Source organism: Flavobacterium sp. TR2, assembly GCF_025252405.1.
Classification (GTDB): Bacteria; Bacteroidota; Bacteroidia; order Flavobacteriales; family Flavobacteriaceae; genus Flavobacterium.
Window position 1 is genome coordinate 4,088,776 of the sequence record NZ_CP104307.1, and the last position, 26,554, is coordinate 4,115,329.

Sequence of the window (26,554 nt, forward strand, 5' to 3'; positions counted from 1 at the left end):
TTTTGAACTATGATTTGAATTTCGCAAACATCGGTTTGATATTTACAACTCCCGAAGTCTACTTCGCTCCTACCTTTGTCTCATCAAATTAAAAGAACGAAAAGATGGATTTATCAAACAACAAAATTTTAATAACTGGCGGTGCAAGCGGTATCGGACTTGGGCTTGCCGAACGATTTATTCAGGAAAACAATACCGTGATTATCTGCGGAAGAAGAGCTTCTCTTTTGGAAGAAGTAAAAGCTAAATTCCCTTCGATTATTGCTAAAGTATGCGATTTGTCTATAGAAGAAGAACGCATTGCTCTTTATGAATGGATTGCAGCAAATCATCCTGACTTAAATGTTTTAGTCAATAATGCAGGAATTCAAAACTGGATGGACATAACGGATGCAGATTTTTATGAAAACATGAAAAATGAAGTCAGCACAAATATTGAAGCTCCTTTGCATTTAACTTCATTGTTTATTCAGCTGCCATCTCTAAAAACAGTGATGAATGTGACTTCTGGATTAGCATTTTCGCCTTTTGCAAAAGTTCCTGTTTACTCGGCTACTAAAGCTTTTTTCAGATCATTTACACTGTCGCTTCGCCATTTACTGAAAGAAAAAAATGTTGAAGTGGTAGAAATAATTCCTCCAGCCTTAAACACCGATTTAGGCGGCATTGGTTTGCACGACGCGCATCCAAGCGTAAGCAGTTTTATTGAAGCTATTTTCGAACAATTAAAAGAGGGAAAACAAGAATTGACATTCGGAACCAGCGAAACTAGGCTTAATGCAAGCGCAGAAGAATTGAGAAATCATTTTAATGCAATGCATCCTTAATTTTAAATTAAACACATAGAAACATAGATCTTTTGGAGTCGATAAAAGGCATTTCACTTTTAATAAAACACATAGACTATGTGTTAGAAACTAGTTTCTTTTAGTAGTCCTTTAAAAGAGAAACAAAGTCTATGTTTCTATGTGTTTAAAAAATGAACATAACGCTTTGTCCTCCTGAGCGTAGTCGAAGGACATGGGTACCGCAAAAGGTCTTCGACTACGATCAGATAGACAACAAAAAAACAGCACGTAATTCACAATTAACCATTCACAATTAACAATTAACAATTAACAATTAACAATTATAAAAAATGGCAGTAAATACAAAAATAGCTCTAGTTACCGGCGGTAGCAGAGGTTTAGGAAAAAATATGGCAATTGCGATTGCAAAAAAAGGACTTGATGTAATTATCACATACAACAGCAAAAAAGAAGAAGCTGACGCTGTGGTTGCAGAAATCGAAAGCTTAGGTCAAAAAGCGGCTTCTCTGCAATTGAATGTTGCCGATTCTGGGACTTTCGATTCTTTCTTCGAAAATGTAAAAACAGTTTTGAAAGGCACTTTTAAAACAGACAAATTTGATTTTTTAGTAAATAATGCCGGAATCGGAATTCACAATTCGTTCATGGGAACTACTGAAGCAGAGTTTGATCGATTGACCAATATTCAGTTTAAAGGGCCATTTTTCTTAACGCAGAAAGGATTAAATGTAATGAATGACGGCGGCGGAATTGTAAATATTTCTACTGGTTTGGCAAGATTTTCTTTCCCAGGCTATGCGGCTTACGCGTCTATGAAAGGTGCGATCGAAACTTTGACAAAATATCAGGCAAAGGAACTGGGCGCAAGAAAAATTAGAGCCAACGTTGTAGCTCCTGGCGCCATAGAAACTGATTTTGGAGGCGGAGTTGTTCGCGACAATGAACAAATGAATCAGCAGATTGCTTCTGTAACGGCTCTAGGAAGAGTTGGCCTTCCTGATGATATTGGAGGAGTTGTTGCCTTCTTATGCACCGAAGACGCTCGCTGGATAAACGCACAAAGAATTGAAGTTTCTGGAGGAATGATGCTGTAAAGAAATTTCACGTTTCAGGTTTCAAGTTTCAAGTTTCAGGTTTCAAGTTTCAGGTTTCAAGTTTCAGGTTTCAGGTTTCAGGTTTAACCGCAAAGAACGCTAAGGTTTTCGCAAAGTTCGCAAAGTTTTTTAAAGCTTTGTGAACTTTGCGTTTTAGACGTAGAGTTAAAAAAATTGCGCCTTTGCGGTTAAAGTACACAAAGAATATCAACTTGAAACTTGAAACTTGAAACTTGAAACATGAAACATGAAACAATAAAACAAAAAAACAATAAAACAAAACCCGACAAGCATTAAAAGCCCATCGGGTTTGTCATTTCAAATAATATTTGAATTAGTAAACTTTTTTAATTCTTTTCGATAGAGACATCAAAACCTCCTTCTTTATCAAAAACAATATCGTAAAATTTAGTATCTTTTGTTACTCCAACTTCGTAAGTTGTTTTATTTTTATCATCTACCACCATTGCGATTTCTCGAATTGCTTTTGCCTTATAATTCTTTTTCAGATAAGTCTGCGCTTTTATCGGAAGATCTCTAAAAGCGATCTGCAATTCATACGCTTTCATGTTTCCGAGATTATCATAAACCGCTACCGCTTTGGTTGTGTTGTTTACGTTATATCGCGCCTCAAACCTAATTTCGTCTGCATCGTCTCCAACATATTCTTCAGACCATACCGGCACTTTTCCTTGGTATTCTTTTTCAAAAGCTAATCGAACCTGTTCTGGCGGCGTGATTATCTTTTTCATATTGGTTCCCTCTTGGGCTATTAAAAAACTACTGCATAAAAAAGTAAAAGTTAAAAACACGTTTTTCATAGTTTCATTTTTTAAAATTAAACTTTCATTACGTATTAAAATTACTACTTTTTTATTAAGATAAGGTGAAGAAATTAACATTTTTCACCAGCCACAAGAAATTGATTTAAAATCAAAGCTTTACATTACAGCTCTAGTTTTTTTAACCTGTCGGTCAGCTCTCTTTTATAGGTAATCCCAATTGGAATTCTTTCGTTTTTAATCACCACAAAGTCTTTTTCGGTGGCATCGATTTTATCCAAAGCCACGATGTATGATTTATGAATGCGCATAAAACTCTTTTCTGGCAGGCATTTTTCAAATTCAGTTGTAGTAATTGAAGCTAGAAAAGTTCTTTTTGTCGTGTGAAGTTTTACATAATTGCCAAAACTCTGAGCAAACAAAAGCTGGTCCAATTCGATATCCATCATATAACCGTCGACTTTTACGCTTACCGAATTGACTGTTTCTTCTGCTTTTTGCTTCACGCTTTCAGTAGCAAAAAAGCGGTCAATTGCTTTTAGAAATCTTGGAAAATAAATAGGTTTCAGCAGATAGTCAATTACACCATAATCGTAGCTTTCAAGTGCAAATTCAGAATACGCTGTGGTTAAAATAGTTTTAGGATGCGTCGGAAGAATTTTTAGCAATTCCATTCCTGAAATCTCAGGCATATTGATGTCCAGAAACATTAAATCTACCGAATTTTCTCTAAGAAAGTTCATCGCCTCAATGCCGTTATATCCTTGAAAAACCAATTCTAACTGCGGATTCTGTTTGATATAATTGGCCAGAACATAATGCGCAGCAGGTTCGTCGTCTACAATAATGCATTTCTTTATTTCTTTCATCCTACAAACTTTTTAAGCTGTATTTCTAAATCGACAACATAAATTTGTTTATCATCTTGAATGTCTAATTTATAGTCTTTTCCATAAATTAATTTCAGACGTTCGATGGTATTTTTCAAACCAATTTTAGTCGAAATCACATCATTTTTCTTCGGAATTGAATTGGCAACATGAAGATGGAGCAATCCGTTTTCTACTGAAATCGTAATTTTAACAAAGCATTTTTCGATGGCGCAGGTTCCATGTTTAAAAGCATTTTCGATAAATGCAATCAAAAGCATTGGAGAAATTTTATAGGCATTTTCGTTATCCACTTTACTTTCAAAAGTAATATCGCATCGATAGCCAACACGCTCTTTTTCAAGCTGCACATAACTGTTTATAAATTCCAGCTCATCTTCCAAAGATACGCATTGTTTGCTGTTGCTTTCTAGCTGATAGCGCATTAGCTGCGAAACTTTCATAATCAAATCTGGCGTTCTATCTGGAAACTGAAGGCTGATTCCGTAAAGGGTATTAAAAGTATTAAACAAAAAATGCGGGTTCAATTGTCCTTTCAATGAATTCAGCTGCATTTGATTGAACAATAAAGCCGCATCGGTCTGTTTTCTGTGAATGCGATAAAATTTAAAAACAATAATCGGGCTGAGAATGCAGACCAAAGTTCCTAAAACGCTTGCCAATTGATACACATAACTTCTCTGATGCGAGTTTTGGTACAAATGGCATTTGGCAAACATATCCAGCATTGTAATTTCATACAAAATGACCGAGAATACAAAAACACCAAAAAGCGTCAGGATAATATAAGTAAAAGGTTTATTCGCTTTAAATAAAATAGGAAGCAAAAAAAAGCGGTTAAACTGAGCGTGCATATATAAAATGCAATAGAAAAATATCCCCATCAAGATCGAAATGAAGGAACTAAAGAGCATCCAGTCATTTTTTAGGGTATAAATTGTAAATGAAAAAAGGACAACGGCTACCTCCTGCCACCATTTGTTATCCAATATGTTTTCAATTCTTTTGTTCATTCTTAATTCTGAAATAGTTTACAAAGTACGAACAATTATTTAATTATTTTTTTCAAAAAATGACCAATTCAATTCGTCATTTACTAGTGCAGTACATCACTTAACCTGACTTTTATCAGCGTAAGAGAAATAAATTTGTTTCATCAAAAAACATTTCTATATCACACTTTGAGTTTATGTATTTCAAAAAAATTACCTTTTTATTTTTATTGATTTTTGCCTCAATCGGTTATGCTCAAACCCTGTCTTTAAAAGAAGCTTTAAAGATAGGTCTTGAAAACTACGGTTCTATCCGAGCAAAAAACAATTACACCAATGCCTCAAAAGAGACTCTAAAACAATCTCGACGTGATTATCTGCCCAACCTGAACTTATCGGCACAGCAGGATTACGGAACCGTAAACGGACAAAATGGGCCGCTTTATGGTTTTGGAGGTTTAGGAGTTGCATCATCAGGACTTCCGCTTCCGGAGCAAAACTGGAACTCGGCTTTTGGCGCACTTTATTTAGTCAACATGAACTGGGATTTTTTCACTTTCGGAAAAACACAGGAAAAAATCAATCTCTCTAAAATTGATGTTCAGGCTAAAGAAAAAGATTTAGAGCAGGAAAAATTTCAGCAGGAAATCAAAATCTCTGCGGCTTATCTAAATTTATTGGCCAGCCAGAGATTACTGATTTCGCAAGAAAAAAACCTTTCTCGCGCAGAAGTTTTCAAAAAGACAGCGGTTGCGAGAGTTAAAAACGGATTATTGGCCGGAGTCGATTCTACCTTGGCTACAGCCGAAGTTTCTAAAGCTAAAATGGCTCTAAACCTTGCTAGAAACTTCGTTAAGGAACAAAACAACAAATTAGTCGATTTAATGGGTGTTGCTCCGCAAGATTTTGTTGCTGACACTTTGTTTGTAACTCAGATTCCGAAAGAATTAGTGACCAAAGAAACTGCCACAGACAGTCTTCATCCGTTATTGCAATTCTATAAAACCAAAATTGATTACAGCAATCAGCAGGTTAAATTGTATAAAAGATTTTACTACCCGACAATGAGCGCTTTTGGGGTTTTACAGACCAGAGCCTCTGGATTTGACAGTTCGTATGCGACAAACCAAAACGCTTTTACCCGAAATTACTGGGATGGCGTAAATCCAGATCGTACAAACTATTTGGTTGGTGTTGGAATTACTTGGAATTTAACCACTCCTTTCAGATCAAGCAAACAAGTAAGTGCCCAAAAATTTGTATCTCAGGCTTTGCAAGAAGAATACAATCAGGCAGATAGAGAATTAAAATCTCAGCTGGCTTTCGCCGAAGATAAAATCAAAATTACTTTGGAAAATTATGCCGAAGCACCGATTCAGGTTGATGCCGCACAAAGAGCTTACCTTCAGAAATCGACATTATACAAAAATGGCTTGACCGATCTAACCGATTTAACGCAAACCATTTACACGCTGAACCGAGCTGAAATCGATCGAGATATTGTCAATAACAATGTGTGGCAGTCGTACTTGCTGAAAGTTGCTGCAACAGGAAATTTTGACTTATTTATAAATGAATTTTAATTATAAATCCTAATGAATTTAATACGTTTTGCACTCCGCAAACCCATTTCCATTTTAGTACTGGTTGCGGGTCTATTTTTCTTCGGAATTGGTGCCATCAAAGACATTAAGGTAGACATTCTGCCAAAAATGAATTTGCCGGTTATCTACATCGCGCACCCATTTGGAGGTTATACGCCAGACCAGATGGAAGCTTATTTTGCCAAAAACTACGTAAACGTTTTACCTTTTTCCAACGGTATCAAATCGGTAGAAACTAAAAACATTCAGGGGTTAATGATTATGAAATTAACCTATTATGAAGGAACCAATATGGCTCAGGCAGCTGCCGAATTGAGTGCGCTTTCAAACAGAATCCAAGCGGTTTTCCCTCCGGGAACGCAGCCTCCGTTTATCATTCGTTTTGATGCTTCTTCACTTCCAATCGGGCAATTGGTTTTAAGCAGTAAAATACGTTCAAATAACGAATTGCAGGATTTGGCCAACGTTTATGTTCGTGCCTCGTTTACTTCGATTCCTGGTTTATTGTCTCCAGCTCCTTTTGGCGGAAGCCCAAGAACAATCGAGATCAACGTAGATCCAGATTTATTGCGTTCTCACAATATGACGCCAGACCAAATCGTAGAAGCGATTCGTTTAAACAACCAGACGGCTCCATCTGGAAACGTGCGTATGGGCGACAAAAATTATATAACGCCAACCAATAATACCATTAAAGAAATTAAAGATTTTGAACAGATTCCGTTATTCAAAGGCGGCGTTCAAAACTTAAAACTAGGCGATGTTGCCAATGTAAAAGACGGTGCCGATATCACAGCAGGTTATGCATTGGTAAACGGAAAACGTTCAGTTTATATCAGTATCGCAAAAGCGGGAGATGCTTCGACTTGGGATGTGGTTCAGAAATTAAAATCGGAACTGCCTAAAATTCAGAGCACGCTTCCTGAAGATGTAAACATCACGTATGAATTTGACCAATCTGTTTATGTAATCAATTCGGTTAAAAGTTTGATTACAGAAGGAATCATTGGTGCGGTTTTAACGGGATTAATGGTTTTATTGTTCTTAGGCGACCGTCGTGCGGCTTTGATTGTAATTATGACCATTCCGATTTCGGTTATCTCAGGAGTTTTATTCCTAAAATTATTTGGACAAACGATTAATTTGATGTCATTATCAGGATTAGCGCTTGCAATTGGTATTTTGGTGGATGAAAGTACCGTTACAATCGAAAACATTCACCAGCATCTCGATATGGGAAAACCAAAAGCACTCGCCATTTGGGATGCCTGTAAAGAAATCGCCTTGCCAAAATTATTGATCCTTCTTTGCATCCTTGCCGTATTTGCTCCTGCGTTTACGATGGTGGGCATTCCGGGAGCATTGTTCTTGCCATTGGCTTTAGCAATTGGTTTCTCAATGGTTATTTCATTCCTATTATCTCAAACTTTTGTGCCTGTAATGGCCAACTGGATGATGAAAGGACATGAAAAACACAATCACGGACCAGAAATTACAGATGACGAAGCGGAATTTAACGACTGCGGTTTAACGCCTGAATCTGAACAAAATCTGATTACGCAGAAAAAAGAGTATGTAGAAAGAGAAGACACCAATAACAACGGAAAAATTAGCCCTTTCGAACGCTTCAAGATTCGTTTCATGCGAACTTTAGATCGTTTGTTTGTTCACAAAAAGGTAACAAGCATCACTTATCTGGTTGCTGCAACTGCTCTAGCTATTTTATTCATTAGTTTTATCGGAAAAGACGTTTTCCCGAGAACCAATTCAAGCCAATTTCAATTGAGAATGCGCGCTGTTGACGGAACGCGTCTGGAAAGGACTGAAGAGCAAGCCAGAATTGTTTTAAAAGAATTGGAGAAAATGGTCGGTAAAGATCATATCGGAATTTCGTCTGTATATGTGGGCCAGCACCCTTCTCTATTCTCCATTAACCCAATCTATCTGTTCATGGCTGGTTCTCACGAAGCGGTTTTCCAAGTGAGTTTAAAAGACTATCATGAGGATATGGATGATTTTAAAGACGAACTTAGAGCGAGACTTAAAAAATTATTGCCTGAAACCAAGCTTTCTTTTGAGCCGATCGAATTGACCGATAAAGTTTTAAGCCAAGGTTCTCCTACTCCAATCGAAATTCGAGTAGCTGGAAAAGATAAAAAACGAAACGAATTGTATGCGACTCAAATTGTAGACAAACTGAAAGCTATTTCGTATTTCAGAGACGTTCAGATTGGGCAGCCAATACATTATCCAGCTATGAATATTGATATTGACAGAACACGCGCTGCCGAATTGGGAGTGGATATGAATGATATTTCGCGTTCGCTTGTCGCTTCGACCTCATCTTCACGTTATACCGAAAAAAATAACTGGGTCGATGAAAAAGCAGGATTGTCATATTCTGTTCAGGTTCAAGTGCCTTTGAATAAAATGAAAAGCAAAACCGATATTGGAGAAATTCCGGTTCTTAAAAATTCGCTTCGTCCTGTTTTGAGTGACGTTGCCAAAATTACACCGGGATTTGTAAGCGGTGAAAACGACAATTTAGGGGCCATGCCATACATTACCGTTACAGCAAACATTTATAAAACCGATTTGGGGACGGCTTCAAAAGATGTGAGCAAAACAATTAGTTCTTTGGGCGAATTGCCGCGTGGTTTGTTTATCACGCCAATAGGGCTAAGTACTGTATTAACAGAAACATTAAGCAGCTTACAGACGGGGTTATTGGTCGCTGTGTTTGTAATCTTCTTAATGTTGGCCGCTAATTTCCAGTCGTTCAAAGTTTCGCTGGTAATCTTAACCACAGTTCCTGCCGTAGTTTTAGGAGCTTTATTAATGCTGACTATTACAGGCTCTACGCTTAACTTGCAGTCGTATATGGGAATCATCATGTCGGTTGGGGTCTCTATTGCAAACGCCGTTTTATTGGTTACAAATGCCGAACAGCTTCGAAAAATAAACGGAAATGCATTAGAATCTGCGAGAGAAGCTGCTGCATTGCGTCTTCGTCCGATTATCATGACCTCTGTTGCGATGATTGCGGGAATGTTGCCAATGGCAATAGGACATGGCGAAGGAGGCGATCAGGTTTCTCCGTTAGGAAGAGCGGTTATCGGAGGATTATTATTTTCTACTTTTGCTGTATTATTGATCCTTCCGCAGATATTTGCGTGGGCGCAAGAAAAAACATCGACGCAATCTGTTTCTTTAGATCCTGAAGACGAAGAAAGCATCCATTATATCTCATCTTTAAATAAGTCTAAAGTTAGAAAGCCGTAACTCGTTGAGTGTAATTATTTTTTTTAACACATAGAAACATAGATTTTAATTTTAAATAAAAAAAGGTAAAAGAAAAAACTAGTTTTCACACATAGCTATGCTTATTTTAAAAAGTGAAACGCCTTTTATGCACAAAGAAAAGCTATGTTTCTATGTGTTAAAATAATTACTCCCAAAGAGTTAAAAACATATTCATTATATAAAACCAAAAAATGAAAAGCAACATTATAAAATCTACAGCCCTACTATTTACAGCTTTAGTTGTACTAAGCTGCGAAAAGAAAAAAGAAGAAACTGCAAAAGCAGAGATAGAACCTAAAGTAGAAACTTTTCTTTTAGCGAAAGAAAAACTAACAACAGAATTGCGTTTGCCAGCCGAATTAACAGGTTTCCAACAAGTTGATCTGTACGCGAAAGTGAGCAGTTTCGTAAAAACTTTAAAAGTAGATATTGGTTCTAAAGTAAAAAAAGGACAGCTTTTGATTGTTTTGGAAGCGCCAGAAATTAGTTCGCAATTGGCTGCAGCCGAATCGAGACTGAAATCTATGGAAGCGATTTATGCCACAAGCAAAAGCACTTACAACCGTTTGTACGAAACAAGCAAAGTGGAAGGAACAATTTCTAAAAACGACTTAGAAATGGCAAGCGGTAAAAAGAATTCTGATTACGCTCAGCTTCAAGCTGCCATTGCTGCTCATAAAGAAATTGCAATCATGAGAGGGTATTTAGAAATTCGTGCCCCTTTTGATGGTGTTGTAGCGGCTAGAAATGTCAATTTAGGAACATTTGTTGGGCCAGCAGGAAAAGGTTCAGATTTGCCTTTATTGACGATTCAGGAGCAGTCAAAATTACGTTTGGCGGTTTCAGTTCCAGAATTGTACACAGGCTATTTGCACCCAGGCGACGAAATGAGTTTTAATGTAAAATCTTTGCCAGATACGTTCTCAGCTAAAATTACAAGAATGTCTGGCGCTTTAGATTTGAAATTGCGTTCTGAAAGAGTCGAAATGGACGTTCACAACACCAAAGGAAACTTATTGCCTGGAATGGTTGCCGAGGTTCTGTTACCGCTTAACGCGAAAGACAGCACCTTTGTAGTGCCAAAATCGGCAGTGGTAAATTCTGCAGAGGGTCTATATGTAGTGAAAGTAGTAAACCACAAAGCAACAAGAGTGGACATCAAAAAAGGAAGAGAAATCGAAGATAAAATTGAAATTTTCGGCGATTTGACTCCAAACGATAAACTGGTAAAAATTGCCAGCGAAGAAACTAAAGAAGGCGATGTCATAAACGAATAATACCGATTATGTATTCAATACAGCCTAATAAAAATTAGACTGTTTTCATACTATATCGGCATTAATAACCTGCGTTTTAGTCTTCAATTTAGTAGATTACGAAAAACTGTACGCATTCTTAGGAATGCAAATTTTTAAATTTGCTTGAAAGGGCAGTTCTTCTGTAGTGGAGGGACTGTCCTTTTTTTATACTTGAAAATACTTGAATACTAATTTCTAGTTTTTAATTGTTTCAATTTGTAAAAGTATCTTTGATTTTTTATATAATTTGAAAGTGTTTTTTTGTGCTCAATTATAAAAATTGACTACGAAGAAACTAAGGAAGATGCTATCTTAAATAAATATCACCTTGATAGATTTCATTTGTAAATTAATGTATGAAAATATTTTATAATTTTTTCAATGTTAATATATATATTTGAATTGAAAATATACTATACGTTCGATTTCAAAAACATTTTAAATACTTTAATGATATTTGCTTCTTGCAACAAAAAACTAATAAACAAAATATGAATTTAAATGAAGCCCGATTAATAAAACTAATTGAAGTAATTGAAAAAGTAAGAAGAAGAAAAGTAGTAAATTATGATAATGATGATAATATCCAATATCTAGATCCTTTAAATAATTTAGGTAAAATAAAAATCCCAAATAACCATCTAATTTTAGGAAGAAGGGGAAGTGGAAAAACAACCTTACTTTTGAGCACAATAAAAGAAGATTCTAAAAACTTTATATTGCCTATCGACTGTCAGATTTTTAGAGAATGGAAATCAGACAAAATCATTTTACATATTTTATTACAATTTGCTCAAAAATTAAAAAGTCATATCATTCGCTATACTGATTATTTTGTTCTTAATCAAGATTTTGAAAAAAGAGGATTTATAAAAAAAATCCAAAGCATTTTTAAAAGCGACGACATAACTAAATTAGACGAATATAATTTCTTAATAGGAACATTAAAAAAAACGGAACATCTAATTGAAATAATTTCTGAACTTCCTGATGAACCAATAAAAATAGATATAAAGTCAACATCTACAAAAACGGAATCAAAAAAAATTGTCAATAATCTCGAATTAAAAGCCATTGCTAAACTCACTGCAAAAGGAAAAGTTCCTGTTAAATTACTAACAATTGATAGTAGTCTAGAAAGTGTAATCTCAGCATCACATGTTGCTTCTAGAGAATTAAAAACTGATAAAATTTTAAATGAATCTTTTAAATATGAGAAAACAATTAGTAAGCAAGACAAAATAGATGAATTAATTTTTGTTTTTGCAGAGATTGCGAGTGAATTCAACAAACTTTCAGACAAACGAATTGTAATCTACTTAGATGATTTCTATCTAATTAATTGGGATTATCAACCAGACGTCATTCAATTTTTTCATGATATTTATAAAAACTCAAAAAATGATTCTTTTTGTTCTAAAATTTGTTCACTACCAAATAGAACTAAATTGAATAAAGATGGAAAGGTTGACTTTTCAATTAAAGATGATTTTTCTCCTATACGTTTAGACAAAGAATTGTATGATTTTCAAAATCTTATAGAATTTCTTTTGAGAATAACCTCAAATTTACAGCCAGACTTAGGATTATCAACAACTGATCTAAGAGCATTATTTAGTAATGATGAAGTCTTGAATTACACAGTTGTTGCAACTGGAGGTGTCCCTAGGGACTTTTTAGTAATTCTTTCAGAGATTATAAAAATAGCAAAATCTGATAATGCCATTTCAATAAAAAAAGAACATCTTTATTCTGCCATTAGTGATCTTCGTCAAGATAAAGAGCAAAATATTGAAATAGAATGTGATATTGCACCCGAAAAACTACGTCAAGCAATTGAAATTATTCAAAATCAAGTTATTGGTGTCCTTAAAACAAATGTAATTTTATATCCAAGTAAACTTGTGAAAGAACATGAACTTATTCTTAAGAATTTGATTAATCTACGTTACTTGCATGTTATAAATGAAAATATGAGTTCAGAACGTAAAAAAAAGGAAAACTTTACATCTTATTTAATTGACATGACTTTTTATGCTACGGGTAAAAGACTTAAGCAAAATTTTGAGTTTAGACCATTTTGGATTCAAGATTCAGGTCATAGACACATATATTTAAGAAATGCCCCTATTTGGAATTTCGAAGATGAGTTTGCTAAAATTTAATCATACTCCGTAGCGAGAATTTACAACTCAATAACGGAAATTTTCAATCCGTTTACTCAAAGTAATCAACATATTATATATCCATAAAAACGTAAAACCTCGATCCTAAAATCGAGGTTTTTCCATTTTATAAACCTTACTCCTCACTCAAATAAGGATTCAAAATCTCTGCCAATTCGTTGAGCCAATAATAATTGTCTTCAAAATTGGTTAGTCCAATTTGGAGGGTTTCGTGTTGTCGCATTATGCCGAGCGCTAAAATGCAATTTACTTGTCTTAAGATTTTAGCCATATCTTCGGGAGCTATAATATGGTTAAAAAAATCAATCAGCCTTGTTTCGGCTTCTTTGGAAAAGGTGTTGTTTTTCATAAAGTGAAGAATTTAAGAAAAAACCCTCATACCTTAGCAGTCTTACGCTTCTTCACGGCGTCAAAGTCCTTTCGGAGCTTTACTACATAGCACGAGGGCAAATTTTATGTTGTCTTAATGTGAAGATTTAAGAACTTCAAATGTAAGAAAACTTTTTAAAAAGAAAGATTTTTCTTTCAATACTATTTTTATATTTATCGACTTTATAATATACCAAATGTATAAAATCGTTATTAGAAATAATCATTTTTAAAATTATATGAATTGCCTCGAGAAAGTCCCAGCGGGACGAAATATTTATAGAAAACAATTTTTCCCGTTTTAAAAGAGCCTCAGCGGGGTGAAATCCTATTTGCCATATGTCGCTCCGCTGGAGCTTTTGGTCGGTACGCTTTTTGAATCTATAAATATTTCATTCCTCCGGAATTTTCTTTACAGATTTAAAAATCACATTTCAATTAAAAAAATAATTGCCTCCAGCTTTAGATGGAGATCTACTAGAGCGCTATAAAAATGGCTTTAGCAAAAATGCGCAATTTGGCTAAAGCCTTTCTTTTATCAACATTATCGAGTCCCCTAGTTGAAACTAGGGGCTATTGATTGCTAATCTTTGTGGAGCTGCTTGCGGATATTTGCAAAAACAAACTATTCGAAAAAAAAACGAGACATTTTTCAAGCTGAGCAATCCCAAAGCTTCACGGGAAATACCGCAATCATTTTAGAACATAGCCTCTGGTTTCAACCAGAGGAACGCAAAGATTATGGTCATTCAAATTAAAAAAATCAATTGCCTCCAGCTTTAGATGGAGATCTACTAGAGCGCTATAAAAATGGCTTTAGCCAAAATATGCAATTTGGCTAAAGCCTTTCTTTTATCAACATTATCAAATCCCCTAGTTGAAACTAGGGGCTATTGATTGCTAATCTTTGAGGAGCTGCTTGCGGGTAGAGATTTATTTCGCATTTTCACTATTGCTCGGGTTCCTTACAGCTAAATGGCGAACTTTATTTTAGTCTAACAACAAAAACTATCTCAAATCCTTTTTAATGACCAAATATTTCAAATCAGTTTTTCCAGCATTGCTAATTCCGTGTTCGGCGTTTGGCGGACAATAGAAACTGGTATTTGGACCAGCTGTAATGGTTTTACCGTCAAGAAAGAATTCGGCGGTACCTTCCAAAATATAGAAAAATTCTTCCTCAGGGTGGTGATGCGGTGCGTGCGTCGATTTTCCAGGTTCTACAATACTCATTTTTAAAGTGTTTTCCTGAGTAAAATCTTTATTGGCAAACCAATATTGGTAACCTACTTTAGTTTTGGTGGCTTTGTTTATGTCAAAATGATTGACACAGTTCTCTATGGTGTATTGTGGCGTTGCGGATTCTTTTTTGGTTTCCTGGGCAAAAGATTGTTGGAAAAATAAAACTGTAATTGTAGTTTTTAGGATAGTTAGGGCTCTCATTTTTTTGTTGTAATGTTGCAAAAAATTACAATTCGTCGTAGTGAACAAAAAAATAAATTATAGAGATTAACATGAAAATTAGACTTTTGTCTTAACTTTGTTTACCAACTTTAGTAAACTTATATCATGCAAGCAATTAACATCACAGCATATACAGAAGATGCTTCTCAAATTGAAGCTGTAAAAGCTTTTATGAAAGCACTAAAAATCAAATTTGAGATCGCAAATGTAAAACCATATGAGCTATCTGACGAACAACAACATATATTAAATGATCAAGTTGTTTCAGATAAAAATCTCTACACTGATGCTGAATCTCTTTATACCGATTTAAAAAAGAAGTATGAATTATAAGATTATAGTTTCTCCAATTGCATTAAAAAATATTGAAGAAGCTGTTGAATATTATATTTTAAAAGTTAGCAAAAAAGTTGCCTTAGATTTTCTTGATGATTATAAAAAAGCTTATAAAACCTTACAGCTAAATCCTTTCTTTCAATTTCACGATACTAATTATCGTTATCTTCCACTTAAAAAATTTCCTTACGTCGCATTTTTTATTGTTGATGAATTATCAAAAACGGTGTTTTTAAATGCAGTTTTTCATACTTCTCAAAATCCCGAAAAATATCCTGTAAAATAAAGAGCAAAATAAATGCGAAATCTAATGAAAAATACAAATTCTCTCCTAGCCCTGATCGAAACGGCATCTCCCGATTTAGAAAAACAAGGCTTTTTAGCCGTAGTTTTTGTTGATCGGGAATACAGTGAAGAGCAGGACAAATATTTTGAAAATCCTAAATTTTACTGCTCCTAAAAAAATCAAGCAAAGAAAAACCCCAATAAAATAAAGGCTTGCCAAAGATTTTTTGAAATACTTATTGCACGATAAGAAAATATTATGATAAAAATATTTTGAAATTCGAAAAACTGCCATACATTTGCCTAACAGTGTTAAACGATTTAATACTTGAATACAATGGCTAGCAAAGATCGAATTTTAAGACAAAAAGAAGAGACAAGAAATAATATTCTTGGCGCTGCTTATGATATCGTAAAAGAAGAAGGCTGGAATGGTTTGAGTATGCGTAAAATTGCCGACAGAATCGAATATACCGCTCCTATTATTTATGAATATTTTTCGAATAAAGAAGCTATTTTAGAAGAACTGACAGGCAAAGGTTTTGTTAAGCTGACTAAGGAGTTACAGACTGCTATAGACAAGTTTGAAAAACCCGAAGATCAATTGGAAGCCATGTGGATGACTTACTGGGACTTCGCTTTTACTAATACTGAAATGTATCAACTGATGTTTGGTGTTCAAATGACCTGCTGTGCACAACGATGTTCGGCTCAAGAGGGACCTTACAAATTATTTACTCAAGTGATTGCTGAAGTCATGAAAAACAGCAACCCGAGTCAAGATATCATTAAACAGAAGTACTTCACTTTCTTTTCTGTTATTCATGGTTTAATCGCCATCAACATCATTAACAAAAGTGATATTTTAGAAACAATTAATGCTCAGATTTTGAAAGATGCTATTGGCGGCATCATCAAATCAATACAATAAAAAAATTTTCAATTTTACTTAACAGTGTAAAATGATTTAAACGGGATAACATAAAATCCTTTTTTTTATAACTTTCGCTTAACACTGTTAGAAAATTTAATAAAGGTAATAAAAGCTCTTTTTTTAGGCTTTTACTTAACATCGTTAGATAATTTAATACTGATTTTGAAATAGAATTGGAAAGGCTTACTGTATGGAAATTTGCGCACATTTACTTAACAATGTTAGATAATTTAATTCAATTAAATATGAATCCCGAGAATGCCAGAATACCAAAGAATTTTATCCGAGAAAATGTTCAACCAATTAAAACCACAATGAAAATGAAAAATGTAATTATAACCAGTTTTATTCTGGCCTTAGTTTTAAGCAGCTGTGCCGACAAAAATCAGGCTCCTACTGCTCCGCCTCCACCGGTTTTACCCGTTTTGGCTATCACAAGTGCAAATACAACAACTGACTCTGAATATCCTGCTTCTATACAAGGAACTGTTGATGTTGAAATTCGCCCTCAAGTGAGCGGAAACCTTGACAGAATTTATGTAGACGAAGGCGCTTATGTAAACAAAGGACAAACTTTATTTAAAATAAATGAGCGTCCATTCCGTGAGCAGTTAAACAACGCTCTGGCAAGTCTTCACGCTGCAGAAGCAGCTTTGATCAACGCTAATTTGGAAGTGGATAAACTGACTCCGCTAGTGCAGAACAAAGTAGTTTCTGACTATCAATTGAAAACAGCTAAAGCTTCTCAAAAAATTGCTGCTGCAAATATCGAACAAGCAAAAGCAATGGTAGGTTCTGCTAAAATTAATTTAGGATATACTAACGTAACGGCTCCAGTGAGCGGTTACATTGGAAGATTGCCTAAAAAACAGGGAAGTTTAGTTTCTGCTACAGATATTGAGCCTTTAACCACTTTATCAGACGTTCATGAAGTATTTGCTTATTTCTCTTTGGGTGAAACCGATTTCATCAACTTTAAAGAGCAATATGCAGGAAATTCATTAGGCGACAAAATCAAAAAACTGCCACCAGTAACTTTGATTTTAGCTGATAATAGCGCTTACCCAAAAACAGGAAAAATCGACATGGTTGACGGTCAGTTTGACAAAACTACTGGAGCAATCACGATTAGAGCAACTTTCCCAAATGCAAACGGGACATTGCGTTCTGGAAACACGGGAAGAATCCGTTTAGGATTACAGCACGACGATGCGATTTTAGTTCCACAGGCTGCTACAGTAGAAATGCAGGATAAAGTATTTGTTTTCACTGTAGGCAAAGACAACAAAGTGACTAAAATGCCTATAACGGTTGTAGGCAAAAGTGGAACCAATTATTTAATTAAAGAAGGTGTAAAAACCGGTGACCAAATCGTGTTGAGCGGTATTGACAAACTTCAGGATGGACAAGCGATTCAGCCAGAAAAATCAACTAAAGTTGCCGAAGTAACTAATCAAAAATAATTCTAAAACAAAATGTTCAAAATATTTATACAAAGACCTGTACTGGCAACCGTAATCTCCATATTGCTGGTGATTCTTGGGGTACTGGGTTTAACTAAACTGCCTTTACAACAGTTTCCTGATATTGCGCCGCCATCGGTTTTGGTAACGGCGGTATATCCGGGAGCCAACGCAGAAACGGTTTTGCGTTCTGTGGCACCTTCTATCGAAGAATCTATAAATGGTGTAGAAAACATGACTTACATGAGTTCTACAGCCAGTAATGACGGTACTTTGGCCATTACAGTTTTCTTTAAACTGGGTACAGATGCCGATCAAGCTGCGGTCAACGTACAAAACAGAGTTGCACAGGCAACGAGCCAGCTTCCTGCCGAAGTTGTACAGCAAGGTATTGTTACGGCGAAACAGCAAAACAGTTTCATCATGGCGATTGGTATGTACACGGATGATGAAGCAAAATACGATCAGACGTTTGTTGCCAACTATGCACAGATTAATATTATTCCAGAACTAAAACGTATTCCGGGTGTGGGTTCTGCCAGCATTTTTGGAGGTGTAAAAGATTACTCTATGCGTGTTTGGCTAAATCCAACACAGATGTCTGCTTACAAAGTGACGCCAAGCGAAGTTATGGGAGCGATTCAAGACAAAAGTTTGGAAGCTGCTCCAGGTAAATTTGGAGAGCGAAGCAAAGAGGTTTTTGAATACGTTATTAAATACAAAGGGAAATTAACTAAACCAGAAGATTATGAAAATATTGCTATACGTTCTAATGCAGATGGCTCAGTACTTCGCTTAAAAGATGTAGCGAGAGTTGAACTTGGCGCTTACTCTTACAACAGTTTAACTCGTTTAAATGGTAAAAAAGGAATTGTAATTGGCGTTATTCAGTTAGCTGGATCCAACTCAAATGATATTCAGATTGCGATTAACAAAATGATGGAAAAGGCTTCTAAAGATTTTCCAAAAGGCATAAAACACAATATTTTCTATAGTACAAAAGTATCACTTGACCAATCTATCGAACAAGTTGAGCATACTTTACTAGAAGCTTTTATACTGGTATTTATTGTGGTATTTATCTTCTTGCAAGATTTTAGATCAACATTAATCCCGGCTATTGCTGTACCTGTAGCAATTTTAGGAACGTTCTTCTTCATGCAGTTATTCGGCTTTTCGATCAACCTTTTAACACTTTTCGCCTTAATTCTGGCGATTGGTATTGTGGTCGATGATGCCATTGTGGTAGTCGAAGCGGTGCACGCGAAAATGGAGCACAAACGCTTGTCTCCAAAAATCGCAACCCATGAAGCAATGCACGAAATAACGGGTGCTATTATCTCGATTACGCTGGTAATGGCTGCTGTATTCCTGCCGGTTGGTTTTATGGAAGGCTCAACAGGAGTTTTCTATCGTCAGTTTGCCTTTACGATGGCCATTGCAATTGTAATTTCGGCTGTAAATGCATTAACATTGAGTCCGGCGCTTGCAGCATTGTTTTTAAAAGATAACCACGGAGCACACGATCATGACGCACCTCATGTGAAAAAAGGATTTAAGGAAAAATTCTTCACTGCTTTCAACAGCAGTTTTGAATCATTGACCAACCGTTACGTTGGCGGACTAAAATTCTTAATCAGAAGAAAATGGTTGAGCATGGGCGGATTGGCTCTGATTGTTGTAGCTACTATTGTGATGGTCAAAACAACTCCGGCAGGATTTATTCCGACAGAAGATCAAGGATTTATCGCTATTGCAGTAAATACGCCATCTGGAACATCATTAGACGGAACTCAAAAAGTAATGACTGAAGCCGAGAATACATTAAAATCATTAGAAGCTTCAAGATTCGTTACCGCAATTTCAGGTTTCAACTTATTAACCAATTCTACAAGCCCGTCTTCAGCAGTAATTTTCGTGCTGCTTAAACCAAACGAAGAGCGTGGAGAAATAAAAAATATTGACGAATTCATGAATCAGGTTCGCGGTAAACTAGGCGGAATTTCTGGAGGAAGTTTCTTCGTTTTCAGTTTCCCAACTGTTCCCGGATTTAGTAACGTTGAGGCTCTAGATTTAGTTCTTCAGGATAAAACGGGAGGAAAACTGGATAAATTCAGTGGAATCTCTCAAGAATTTATCGGAGCATTAATGAAACGCCCAGAAATTGCAGTTGCTTTTACTTCTTTCAAAGCAGATTATCCACAATTGCAATTGGAAGTTAACGATGAAAAAGCAAATCAATTGGGCGTAAATGTAAAAGACATTTTACAAACTATGCAAGCTTATTTTGGTAGCGCACAGGCCTCTGACTTTAACCGATTTGGTAAATATTACCGAGTAGTCGTTCAGGCCGATATCGAAGACAGAGCCGACCCAACAGCAATTGACAGAGTCTTTGTAAAAAACAAAACTGGCGAAATGGTGCCAATAAATACTTTAGTAAAACTAACCCGTATTTATGGTTCTGAAACCGCTTCTAGATATAATTTGTTTAACTCAATTTCTATTAATGCGATTCCGAAACCTGGATTTAGTTCTGGAGATGCCATTAAAGCTATTGAAGAAGTTGCGAAACAACAACTGCCTGCAGGTTACGGGTTTGAATTCTCGGGCCAAACGCGTGAGGAGATTTCGTCAGGAGGACAATCTGCAACTATATTTTTACTGTGTTTGATATTCGTTTATTTCCTACTTGCTGCACAGTACGAAAGTTACATTTTGCCTTTGGCAGTAATCTTGTCAATCCCTGCAGGTATTTTTGGAGTATTTGTGGCTATTGGTTTAACTGGAATTGAAAACAACATTTACGTACAGGTTGCACTTGTCATGCTGATCGGACTTCTTGCCAAAAATGCCATTTTGATTGTGGAGTTTGCAGCGCAACGAAGAAGATCTGGACAAGGTTTAGTCGCAGCTTCAATCATGGCAGCAAAATTACGTTTGCGACCAATTATCATGACGTCTCTTGCTTTTGTGGTAGGTTTAGTGCCAATGATGAGTGCCAAAGGCCCATCAGCACAAGGTAACCACTCCATCAGTATCGGGGCAGCTGGAGGGATGCTTTCAGGAGTAATTCTAGGTTTGTTCATCATTCCTGTTTTATTCATCATCTTCCAGCATTTACAAGAAAAAGTGAGCGGGAAACCAATCGCTGTAATTCATAACGAAGAAAAATAATAAATGGAAAACTATATCACAACCATACTTGTAGCCATCATATTTGGCATCGGATACATATCGTACAGAATCTCAAAAGATCTTGAAACCAGAAAAGATACTTGTACAGAAATTTAACCCACTGAGTGAAAAAATATTTTAACACATAGAAATATAGAATTTTTATATCGAAAAAAGAGATTAGAAGAAACTAGTTTCCACACATAGCAAAACTATGTGTATTTAAACTAGTGAAACGCCTTTTTTAAAGCCTTTATAAACTATGTTTCTATGTGTTTAAAAAACACCCAACGGATAAAAAAATTTAATAATAAAGACTAATGAAAAATCATATAATCAAAATCGTGACCTTCGCCATTCTGATCACGACTTTAATATCCTGTAAAGTTTCTAAGGATATTGAAACTCCAAAAGATGCATTTCCTGAGAATTTCAGGAATGCATCGGTTTCGAGTGATACAACAAGTATTGCTGATGTGGAGTGGAAAAACTTCTTTACAGAAAAAGATATTATCAAACTGATTGACAGCGCCGTTGCGAGAAACAATGACCTTCAGATTGCCGAAAAGAACATCGAAATTGCTGAGTACCGCTTTACACAGTCAAAATGGGGAAATGTGCCTCAAGTTAATTTATTTGTAAACGCCAGCACAAGCAATCCGTCAGACAATAGTTTTACGGGATTAAATTTAAATCAGGCAATTGGTGCCAAACATATTGACGACTATTCTGCTGGAGCTTCTCTTTCTTGGGAGGCTGATATTTGGGGAAAGATCAGAAACCAAAAGAAAGGGGCTTACGCAGGATATCTTCAGTCTGAAGAAGTAAAAAAAGCATTGCAGACTAATATAGTTGCCAATGTTTCAAGAGGATATTACAACCTTTTGATGCTGGATGCTCAATTGGATATTGCCAGACAAAATCTTCGTTTAAATGATAGCACAACCAATATTATCAAATTAAAATACGATGCTGGCCAAGTAACCACTTTAGCGATTCAGCAGTCTGAAGCACAGAAACTAAACTCAGCGCAGTTAATTCCGTTATTGGAACAAAATATTGCGATTCAAGAAAATGCTTTGAGTGTTTTAACAGGTTCTTTTCCTAATTCAAAAGAAAGATCAATCCGTTTAAGCGCGATTGAGGTGAAACACAATACAGCAATCGGAGTCCCGTCTGCCTTAGTAAGCAAACGACCTGATGTAAAAAGTGCCGAACTGGCTCTTAAAGCTGCCAATGCAAATGTCGGTATCACGAAAGCGGATTTATACCCAGCTCTCAGAATTACGGCTCAAGGCGGCGTAAACTCTTTCGAAACCAGCAACTGGTTTAATATTCCTGCTTCTTTATTCGGAACTGTTGCAGGTGGCTTGACACAGCCGCTTTTGAACAACAAAAGACTTAAAACGCAGTATAATATTGCTGTTGCAGAAAGAGAGAAAGCAGTTTTAGCTTTTAGACAATCTGTTTTGGTTGCGGTAAGCGAAGTTTCAGATGCTTTGGTTAAAGTAGAGAAATTACAGCAGCAGGAAACTTTCTTGAAAGAAAAAGTAAAAACATTACAGCAAGCTATAAAAAATGCAAACCTTTTGTTCAAAAATGGTTTAGCAGAATATCTTGAAGTTTTAACAGCACAGGCAAATCTTTTGCAAAGCGAATTGGAACTAGCAGATCTAAAAAGACAGCAGCTTACAGCCAATACAGATTTATACCGCGCTCTTGGTGGAGGCTGGAAATAATACCCGTTACATTACCCGTTAATTATTTATTTTTTGAGATGAAAACGTTGTGGAGCTTAGGTTTCATGGCGTTTTTTGTTTTTCTTAATTTGCCACGAAGACACAAAGCCACGAAGTTTTTTTATCTAGATAAAAAGCTAAATTTTTGTCTCACGCAGATTTATACTCACTTCCTGTCCTTCTGAGCATCGCAAATTTCTAATGAAAATTCTCCTTCGTAGAAAAGACAAAATAAAACTTATTTTTCTTACTTTTGAACAAGAAAACTGAATGTTTATCAGCCTTTACGCCACAATAACAATTAACAAATTTAAACTAATGAAGAAAATAGCATATTTAGCGTTTTTAGCTTTACTATTTACAAATTGCAAACAAAACAACTCTGAGAAAGAAACAGAATCAGCTAAAACTCCTGCTGATACTCTTACTGCAATCAAAGAAGAAAAAACTCCCAAGAAAGAAGAAGAAGATTGCAAAGATATAGAAGTAGAAATGGGGTCAGGAAGAGAATGTATTCTAAAAGATACAGATATTAATCAGGCTTACCAAGATATTATTAAAAACAAAGAAGTAGATGAATCAGAATATTATTTAACTACTATTCCAACTGAAAAAAAATCTATTGAAGTAAACAAAGAAGGTTTAATCTCTATTGATTATGAAATCAGTAAAGATAAAGTTGCTATTTCAATGAACTATGCAGGTGGCGTAACAGAAGTAACGCTTGAAAAAATAGATAATAATGTTAAACGAAGCATTTATCATTATGCTGACTAAAAAACAATTACAATAACATTTTTGAATACAACCGCTAAAAGCTCTGAGTTTCTGGCGGTTTTTATTTTGTTGAGAAAACGCAAAGCCACGAAGTTTTTTGTTTGCCACGAATCTCACTAATTTTCACTAATTTCTTTTTCTTTCTTGAAATAATTATAAAAATAATTCGTGAAATTCGTGGCAGTTAACTTTGTGACTTAGCGCCTTCGCGACAAAACCAAAACAGGCAAAAATAATTCGCGAAAATTTGTGAAATTCGTGGCAGTTAACTTTGTGACTTAGCGCCTTCGCGGCAAAACCAAAACAGACAAAAATAATTCGCGAAAATTTGTGAAATTCGTGGCAGTTAACTTTGTGACTTAGCGCCTTTGCGGGAAAACCAAAACAGGCAAAAATAATTCGCGAAAATTTGTGAAATTCGTGGCAGTTAACTTTGTGACCTAGCACCCTCACGGCAAAACCAAAACAAGCTATGACTTTCAATAAAGAAATATACCTCAATAATCTAAAACAAACCATAGAAAGTTACTACCCGCTTTCTGATCAGTCCTGGAAACAGATTGAAAGCACTACGCATTTCCAAACGCTAAAAAAAGGAGAAATACTATTGCAGAATGGTGAAGTCGCTAAAAATCTTCATTTTATTGCAAAAGGAATTTTAAGGGCTTTTATAACAGACGAGCAGGGAAATTACTATAACAAAAATCTTTTTCTTGAGAATTATTTTGCAGGTTCTAAAGTTTCGCTGATGCTGCAAACTCCGTCCAATTTTACAATTGAGGCACTAGAGGATTCAATTATCATCAACATCAATTATAAAAGATACATGGAGCTCATCTATCAAAACGATGATCTCAAAAACTTTTATATTGCCCATTTAGAAAAAAATTGGATTATAGATAAAGAACAGAGAGAAGTGGCGCTTGTTATGCAGAATGCTACAGAAAGATACGTCAGCCTTTTGCAGAAGCATCCAACGATTGCAGACCGTGTTCCTCTGATGCATATTGCTTCACATTTGGGCATCACGCCAACGCAGTTGAGCCGAATCAGAAAAAATCTTGAAAAAGATTTGTAAATCAACATATGTAAAGGCTTTTCTGAAAGAACCGATTTATCTTTGCTCTATAATTAAAACTCGTCATAAAAATGAACCATATAAACCTCATCAAAGACAATATAGACAATCTTACCACGCTTTGGAAAACCGTTGCCACTCCTCTCCTTTCCTATCATAAAAATGATCCTTTTGAATTTTCTCAAATCAAAAATTCAGGCTGGCCAAATCGTTTATGGTCTCGAGAAGATATTACTGAGGAAAACTTTTCGCAGATTCTAAAAACGATGGAAAAAAATCCAGGTTTGGTTATTCCGTATTGGGATATTTTTGGAAGCAATTCTAAAGAAATTTTCGAAAAAAATGGCTTTCATATCCGAATTCAGCTTGTAGCTATGGCTTTAAAACTAGGAGAAAAGTTTCCGTTGCAAAACAATCTTACTTTCAAAAGAGTTTTAAATGAAGAAGACGCCAAAACTTGGTCAGATATTTATCCGCTATCTTTTAGCTATGTAATCAGCAAAGAAACTTTGGTTGCCAATTACGAAAATGCAAAATTTTATTTAGTTCATTTTGAAGGAAAAGCCATTGGAACGCTTACGCTTTTTCAGACTGGAAACATCATGGGAATTCACGGTGTCGGCGTTATTCCAGAAATGCGTAAAAGAGGTTTTGCAGAAGAAATCATGAAATTTGCCATCAACGAAGCCATTGATGCTGATTGCGATTATGCACAATTGCAGGCATCGGCTCTAGGAAAAGGAATTTATACAAGATTAGGATTTGAGGATTTGTTTACGATTACGAATTACCAAAGAGCTTAATTTTTAAATTTCAATTCCAAAAAATTTCAAATTCCAAATCGTGGTGTTAGACCTTTGTCAAAGTTTGAAACTTTGACAAAGTTTTTTTGATTCCAATTTTCCTCGTTTTATGTCCTCCTGAGCGAAGTCGAAAGATCTCATGTATGTCCTTCGACTTCGCTCAGGAGAACAAAACTTTGTGGGGCAACTTGTGGAGATTCCTCGTTCCTCGGGATCACAAACTATGTGTCACTTCACCACAATTCACAATTCACAACTCATAATTCATAACTCGAAAAAAAAATCTTGTCCCAAATGCCCCCAAAATAGTCATAAATAGGTATTTCGCAGAAAAATAAGAATAGTACATTTGTAATACATTAACTAATAATTGTTTAAAACAAATACCTCATGAAAACAACCAAAATCATTTTCTGGACTACTACTATTTTAATCTTTTTATTTGAAGGCGTTATGCCGGCATTAACTTCTCAAACAGAATTAGCCAAAGAAGGAATCAGACATTTAGGCTATCCAGAATATTTCGGGAATGCATTAGTCGTGTTTAAAATCCTTGGAGTTTTAGCTTTGATCATTCCGCAAGTGCCGGGAAGAATCAAAGAATGGGCTTACGCCGGATTTGCCTTCGACTTTATTTTTGCTTCCATAAGCCACTTTGCAATTGACGGAATCGGCTTTCAAGGCTTCTTTCCTTTAATCGTTTTAGCGATATTAATTATTTCGTATGTAACATATCATAAAATACAGCGTTATAAAAACATAGCGCTCTAAAATTCAAAACTTTATGATTGAAGTTTTTAAAACAAATGTTCAAGAAGAATCTCAATGCACGATAATCATTGAGAAACTTCTTGAGCATTATCCAAATAGCTCGATCAACTTCGATTTAGAAGATTGCGACAAAATCCTCCGTATTCATGCCCAAGCCATTTCGAATACAAAAATTATCGACATTTTAAACTCGCACGGTTACTTCTGCGAAGCGCTTCCCTAAAAAAATTAACACTTTTCAAATATCTGATTTATAACATTTTAATGTTTTTTATTGTATATTTGAGGGAGTATCATTTCCCCTAATTCTATAAATTTAATTTCACAGATAATCACTTGAGGTTTCTAAACCAAGGTAATTATATACTGTAGATTTTCTCAATTTCTAAAATTTAAAAAA

General features: G+C 35.4%; 23 protein-coding genes. 18 read left to right on the top strand and 5 right to left on the bottom strand.

Annotation, left to right across the window (positions count from 1 at the left end):
- The first annotated feature begins 104 nt into the window (after nucleotides 1–104).
- Nucleotides 105–827, top strand: a complete 723-nt coding sequence (locus tag N4T20_RS17640; protein ID WP_260670436.1) for an SDR family oxidoreductase — start codon at nucleotides 105–107, stop codon at nucleotides 825–827.
- A gap of 311 nt (nucleotides 828–1,138) precedes the next feature.
- Nucleotides 1,139–1,903 (top strand): SDR family NAD(P)-dependent oxidoreductase, encoded by a 765-nt coding sequence (locus N4T20_RS17645; RefSeq protein ID WP_260670437.1) that lies wholly within the window; start codon nucleotides 1,139–1,141, stop codon nucleotides 1,901–1,903.
- A 347-nt stretch (nucleotides 1,904–2,250) separates the two neighbouring features.
- Here N4T20_RS17645 and N4T20_RS17650 read toward each other — a convergent pair whose 3' ends face one another.
- From N4T20_RS17650 to N4T20_RS17660, 3 genes are all read right to left on the bottom strand, one after another.
- Nucleotides 2,251–2,655, bottom strand: coding sequence for a hypothetical protein (locus N4T20_RS17650; protein ID WP_260670438.1), 405 nt, complete (start codon nucleotides 2,653–2,655; stop codon nucleotides 2,251–2,253).
- A gap of 194 nt (nucleotides 2,656–2,849) precedes the next feature.
- Nucleotides 2,850–3,554, bottom strand: a complete 705-nt coding sequence (locus N4T20_RS17655) for a LytR/AlgR family response regulator transcription factor (RefSeq protein WP_260670439.1) — start codon at nucleotides 3,552–3,554, stop codon at nucleotides 2,850–2,852.
- Entirely contained in the window at nucleotides 3,551–4,588 is a 1,038-nt protein-coding gene (locus N4T20_RS17660) for a sensor histidine kinase (RefSeq protein ID WP_260670440.1), read from the bottom strand. Before N4T20_RS17660 ends, N4T20_RS17655 begins: the two co-directional genes overlap by 4 nt.
- A gap of 176 nt (nucleotides 4,589–4,764) precedes the next feature.
- On the opposite strand from N4T20_RS17660, the gene N4T20_RS17665 reads away from it, so the two are divergent.
- The 4 genes from N4T20_RS17665 (at nucleotide 4,765) to N4T20_RS17680 (ending at nucleotide 12,937) form a co-directional block, all read left to right on the top strand.
- Nucleotides 4,765–6,150: a TolC family protein gene (locus tag N4T20_RS17665; protein ID WP_260670441.1), complete on the top strand. Its 1,386-nt coding sequence runs from the start codon at nucleotides 4,765–4,767 to the stop codon at nucleotides 6,148–6,150.
- 12 nt (nucleotides 6,151–6,162) lie between these two features.
- Entirely contained in the window at nucleotides 6,163–9,453 is a 3,291-nt protein-coding gene (locus N4T20_RS17670) for an efflux RND transporter permease subunit (RefSeq protein WP_260670442.1), read from the top strand.
- Between the two features lie 212 nt (nucleotides 9,454–9,665).
- Nucleotides 9,666–10,751, top strand: a complete 1,086-nt coding sequence (locus tag N4T20_RS17675; RefSeq protein WP_260670443.1) for an efflux RND transporter periplasmic adaptor subunit — start codon at nucleotides 9,666–9,668, stop codon at nucleotides 10,749–10,751.
- Nucleotides 10,752–11,263: 512 nt separating this feature from the next.
- A complete protein-coding gene (locus tag N4T20_RS17680; protein ID WP_260670444.1) occupies nucleotides 11,264–12,937 on the top strand; it encodes a hypothetical protein in 1,674 nt (557 codons plus the stop codon).
- Nucleotides 12,938–13,073: 136 nt separating this feature from the next.
- Here the strand turns inward: N4T20_RS17680 and N4T20_RS17685 are convergent, their stop codons facing one another.
- Together N4T20_RS17685 and N4T20_RS17690 are read right to left on the bottom strand one after the other, a co-directional pair.
- Nucleotides 13,074–13,307 carry a hypothetical protein gene (locus N4T20_RS17685; RefSeq protein WP_260670445.1) on the bottom strand — a complete coding sequence of 78 codons (234 nt, stop codon included), beginning with the start codon at nucleotides 13,305–13,307 and terminating at the stop codon, nucleotides 13,074–13,076.
- A 1,028-nt stretch (nucleotides 13,308–14,335) separates the two neighbouring features.
- The gene (locus tag N4T20_RS17690) at nucleotides 14,336–14,770 is read right to left on the bottom strand and encodes a cupin domain-containing protein (RefSeq protein WP_260670446.1); all 435 of its coding nucleotides are present in this window, start codon (nucleotides 14,768–14,770) and stop codon (nucleotides 14,336–14,338) included.
- A gap of 126 nt (nucleotides 14,771–14,896) precedes the next feature.
- Here N4T20_RS17690 and N4T20_RS17695 point away from each other — a divergent pair, with 126 nt between their 5' ends.
- The 12 genes from N4T20_RS17695 to N4T20_RS17750 all read left to right on the top strand — a co-directional run bounded on the left by N4T20_RS17695 (nucleotide 14,897) and on the right by N4T20_RS17750 (nucleotide 26,377).
- Nucleotides 14,897–15,124 (top strand): DUF2683 family protein, encoded by a 228-nt coding sequence (locus N4T20_RS17695; RefSeq protein ID WP_260670447.1) that lies wholly within the window; start codon nucleotides 14,897–14,899, stop codon nucleotides 15,122–15,124.
- Nucleotides 15,114–15,413 carry a type II toxin-antitoxin system RelE/ParE family toxin gene (locus N4T20_RS17700; protein WP_260670448.1) on the top strand — a complete coding sequence of 100 codons (300 nt, stop codon included), beginning with the start codon at nucleotides 15,114–15,116 and terminating at the stop codon, nucleotides 15,411–15,413. Before N4T20_RS17695 ends, N4T20_RS17700 begins: the two co-directional genes overlap by 11 nt.
- Before the next feature lie 24 nt (nucleotides 15,414–15,437).
- On the top strand, nucleotides 15,438–15,587 hold the full coding sequence (locus tag N4T20_RS17705; RefSeq protein ID WP_260670449.1) for a hypothetical protein: 150 nt from the start codon (nucleotides 15,438–15,440) through the stop codon (nucleotides 15,585–15,587).
- Between the two features lie 162 nt (nucleotides 15,588–15,749).
- A complete protein-coding gene (locus N4T20_RS17710; RefSeq protein WP_260670450.1) occupies nucleotides 15,750–16,343 on the top strand; it encodes a TetR/AcrR family transcriptional regulator in 594 nt (197 codons plus the stop codon).
- Nucleotides 16,344–16,591: 248 nt separating this feature from the next.
- Complete coding sequence (locus tag N4T20_RS17715; protein ID WP_260673122.1) at nucleotides 16,592–17,809, top strand: efflux RND transporter periplasmic adaptor subunit; 1,218 nt, start codon at nucleotides 16,592–16,594, stop codon at nucleotides 17,807–17,809.
- Nucleotides 17,810–17,821: 12 nt separating this feature from the next.
- Nucleotides 17,822–20,986, top strand: coding sequence for an efflux RND transporter permease subunit (locus N4T20_RS17720; protein WP_260670451.1), 3,165 nt, complete (start codon nucleotides 17,822–17,824; stop codon nucleotides 20,984–20,986).
- A gap of 320 nt (nucleotides 20,987–21,306) precedes the next feature.
- The gene (locus N4T20_RS17725; RefSeq protein WP_260670452.1) at nucleotides 21,307–22,725 is read left to right on the top strand and encodes a TolC family protein; all 1,419 of its coding nucleotides are present in this window, start codon (nucleotides 21,307–21,309) and stop codon (nucleotides 22,723–22,725) included.
- Nucleotides 22,726–23,043: 318 nt separating this feature from the next.
- Nucleotides 23,044–23,502, top strand: a complete 459-nt coding sequence (locus tag N4T20_RS17730; RefSeq protein ID WP_260670453.1) for a hypothetical protein — start codon at nucleotides 23,044–23,046, stop codon at nucleotides 23,500–23,502.
- Nucleotides 23,503–23,974: 472 nt separating this feature from the next.
- Nucleotides 23,975–24,580 (top strand): Crp/Fnr family transcriptional regulator, encoded by a 606-nt coding sequence (locus N4T20_RS17735; RefSeq protein ID WP_260670454.1) that lies wholly within the window; start codon nucleotides 23,975–23,977, stop codon nucleotides 24,578–24,580.
- Nucleotides 24,581–24,651: 71 nt separating this feature from the next.
- Nucleotides 24,652–25,383 carry a GNAT family N-acetyltransferase gene (locus N4T20_RS17740; protein WP_260670455.1) on the top strand — a complete coding sequence of 244 codons (732 nt, stop codon included), beginning with the start codon at nucleotides 24,652–24,654 and terminating at the stop codon, nucleotides 25,381–25,383.
- 390 nt (nucleotides 25,384–25,773) lie between these two features.
- A complete protein-coding gene (locus tag N4T20_RS17745; RefSeq protein WP_260670456.1) occupies nucleotides 25,774–26,154 on the top strand; it encodes a DoxX family protein in 381 nt (126 codons plus the stop codon).
- Nucleotides 26,155–26,167: 13 nt separating this feature from the next.
- On the top strand, nucleotides 26,168–26,377 hold the full coding sequence (locus N4T20_RS17750; protein WP_260670457.1) for a hypothetical protein: 210 nt from the start codon (nucleotides 26,168–26,170) through the stop codon (nucleotides 26,375–26,377).
- Nucleotides 26,378–26,554: the final 177 nt, after the last annotated feature.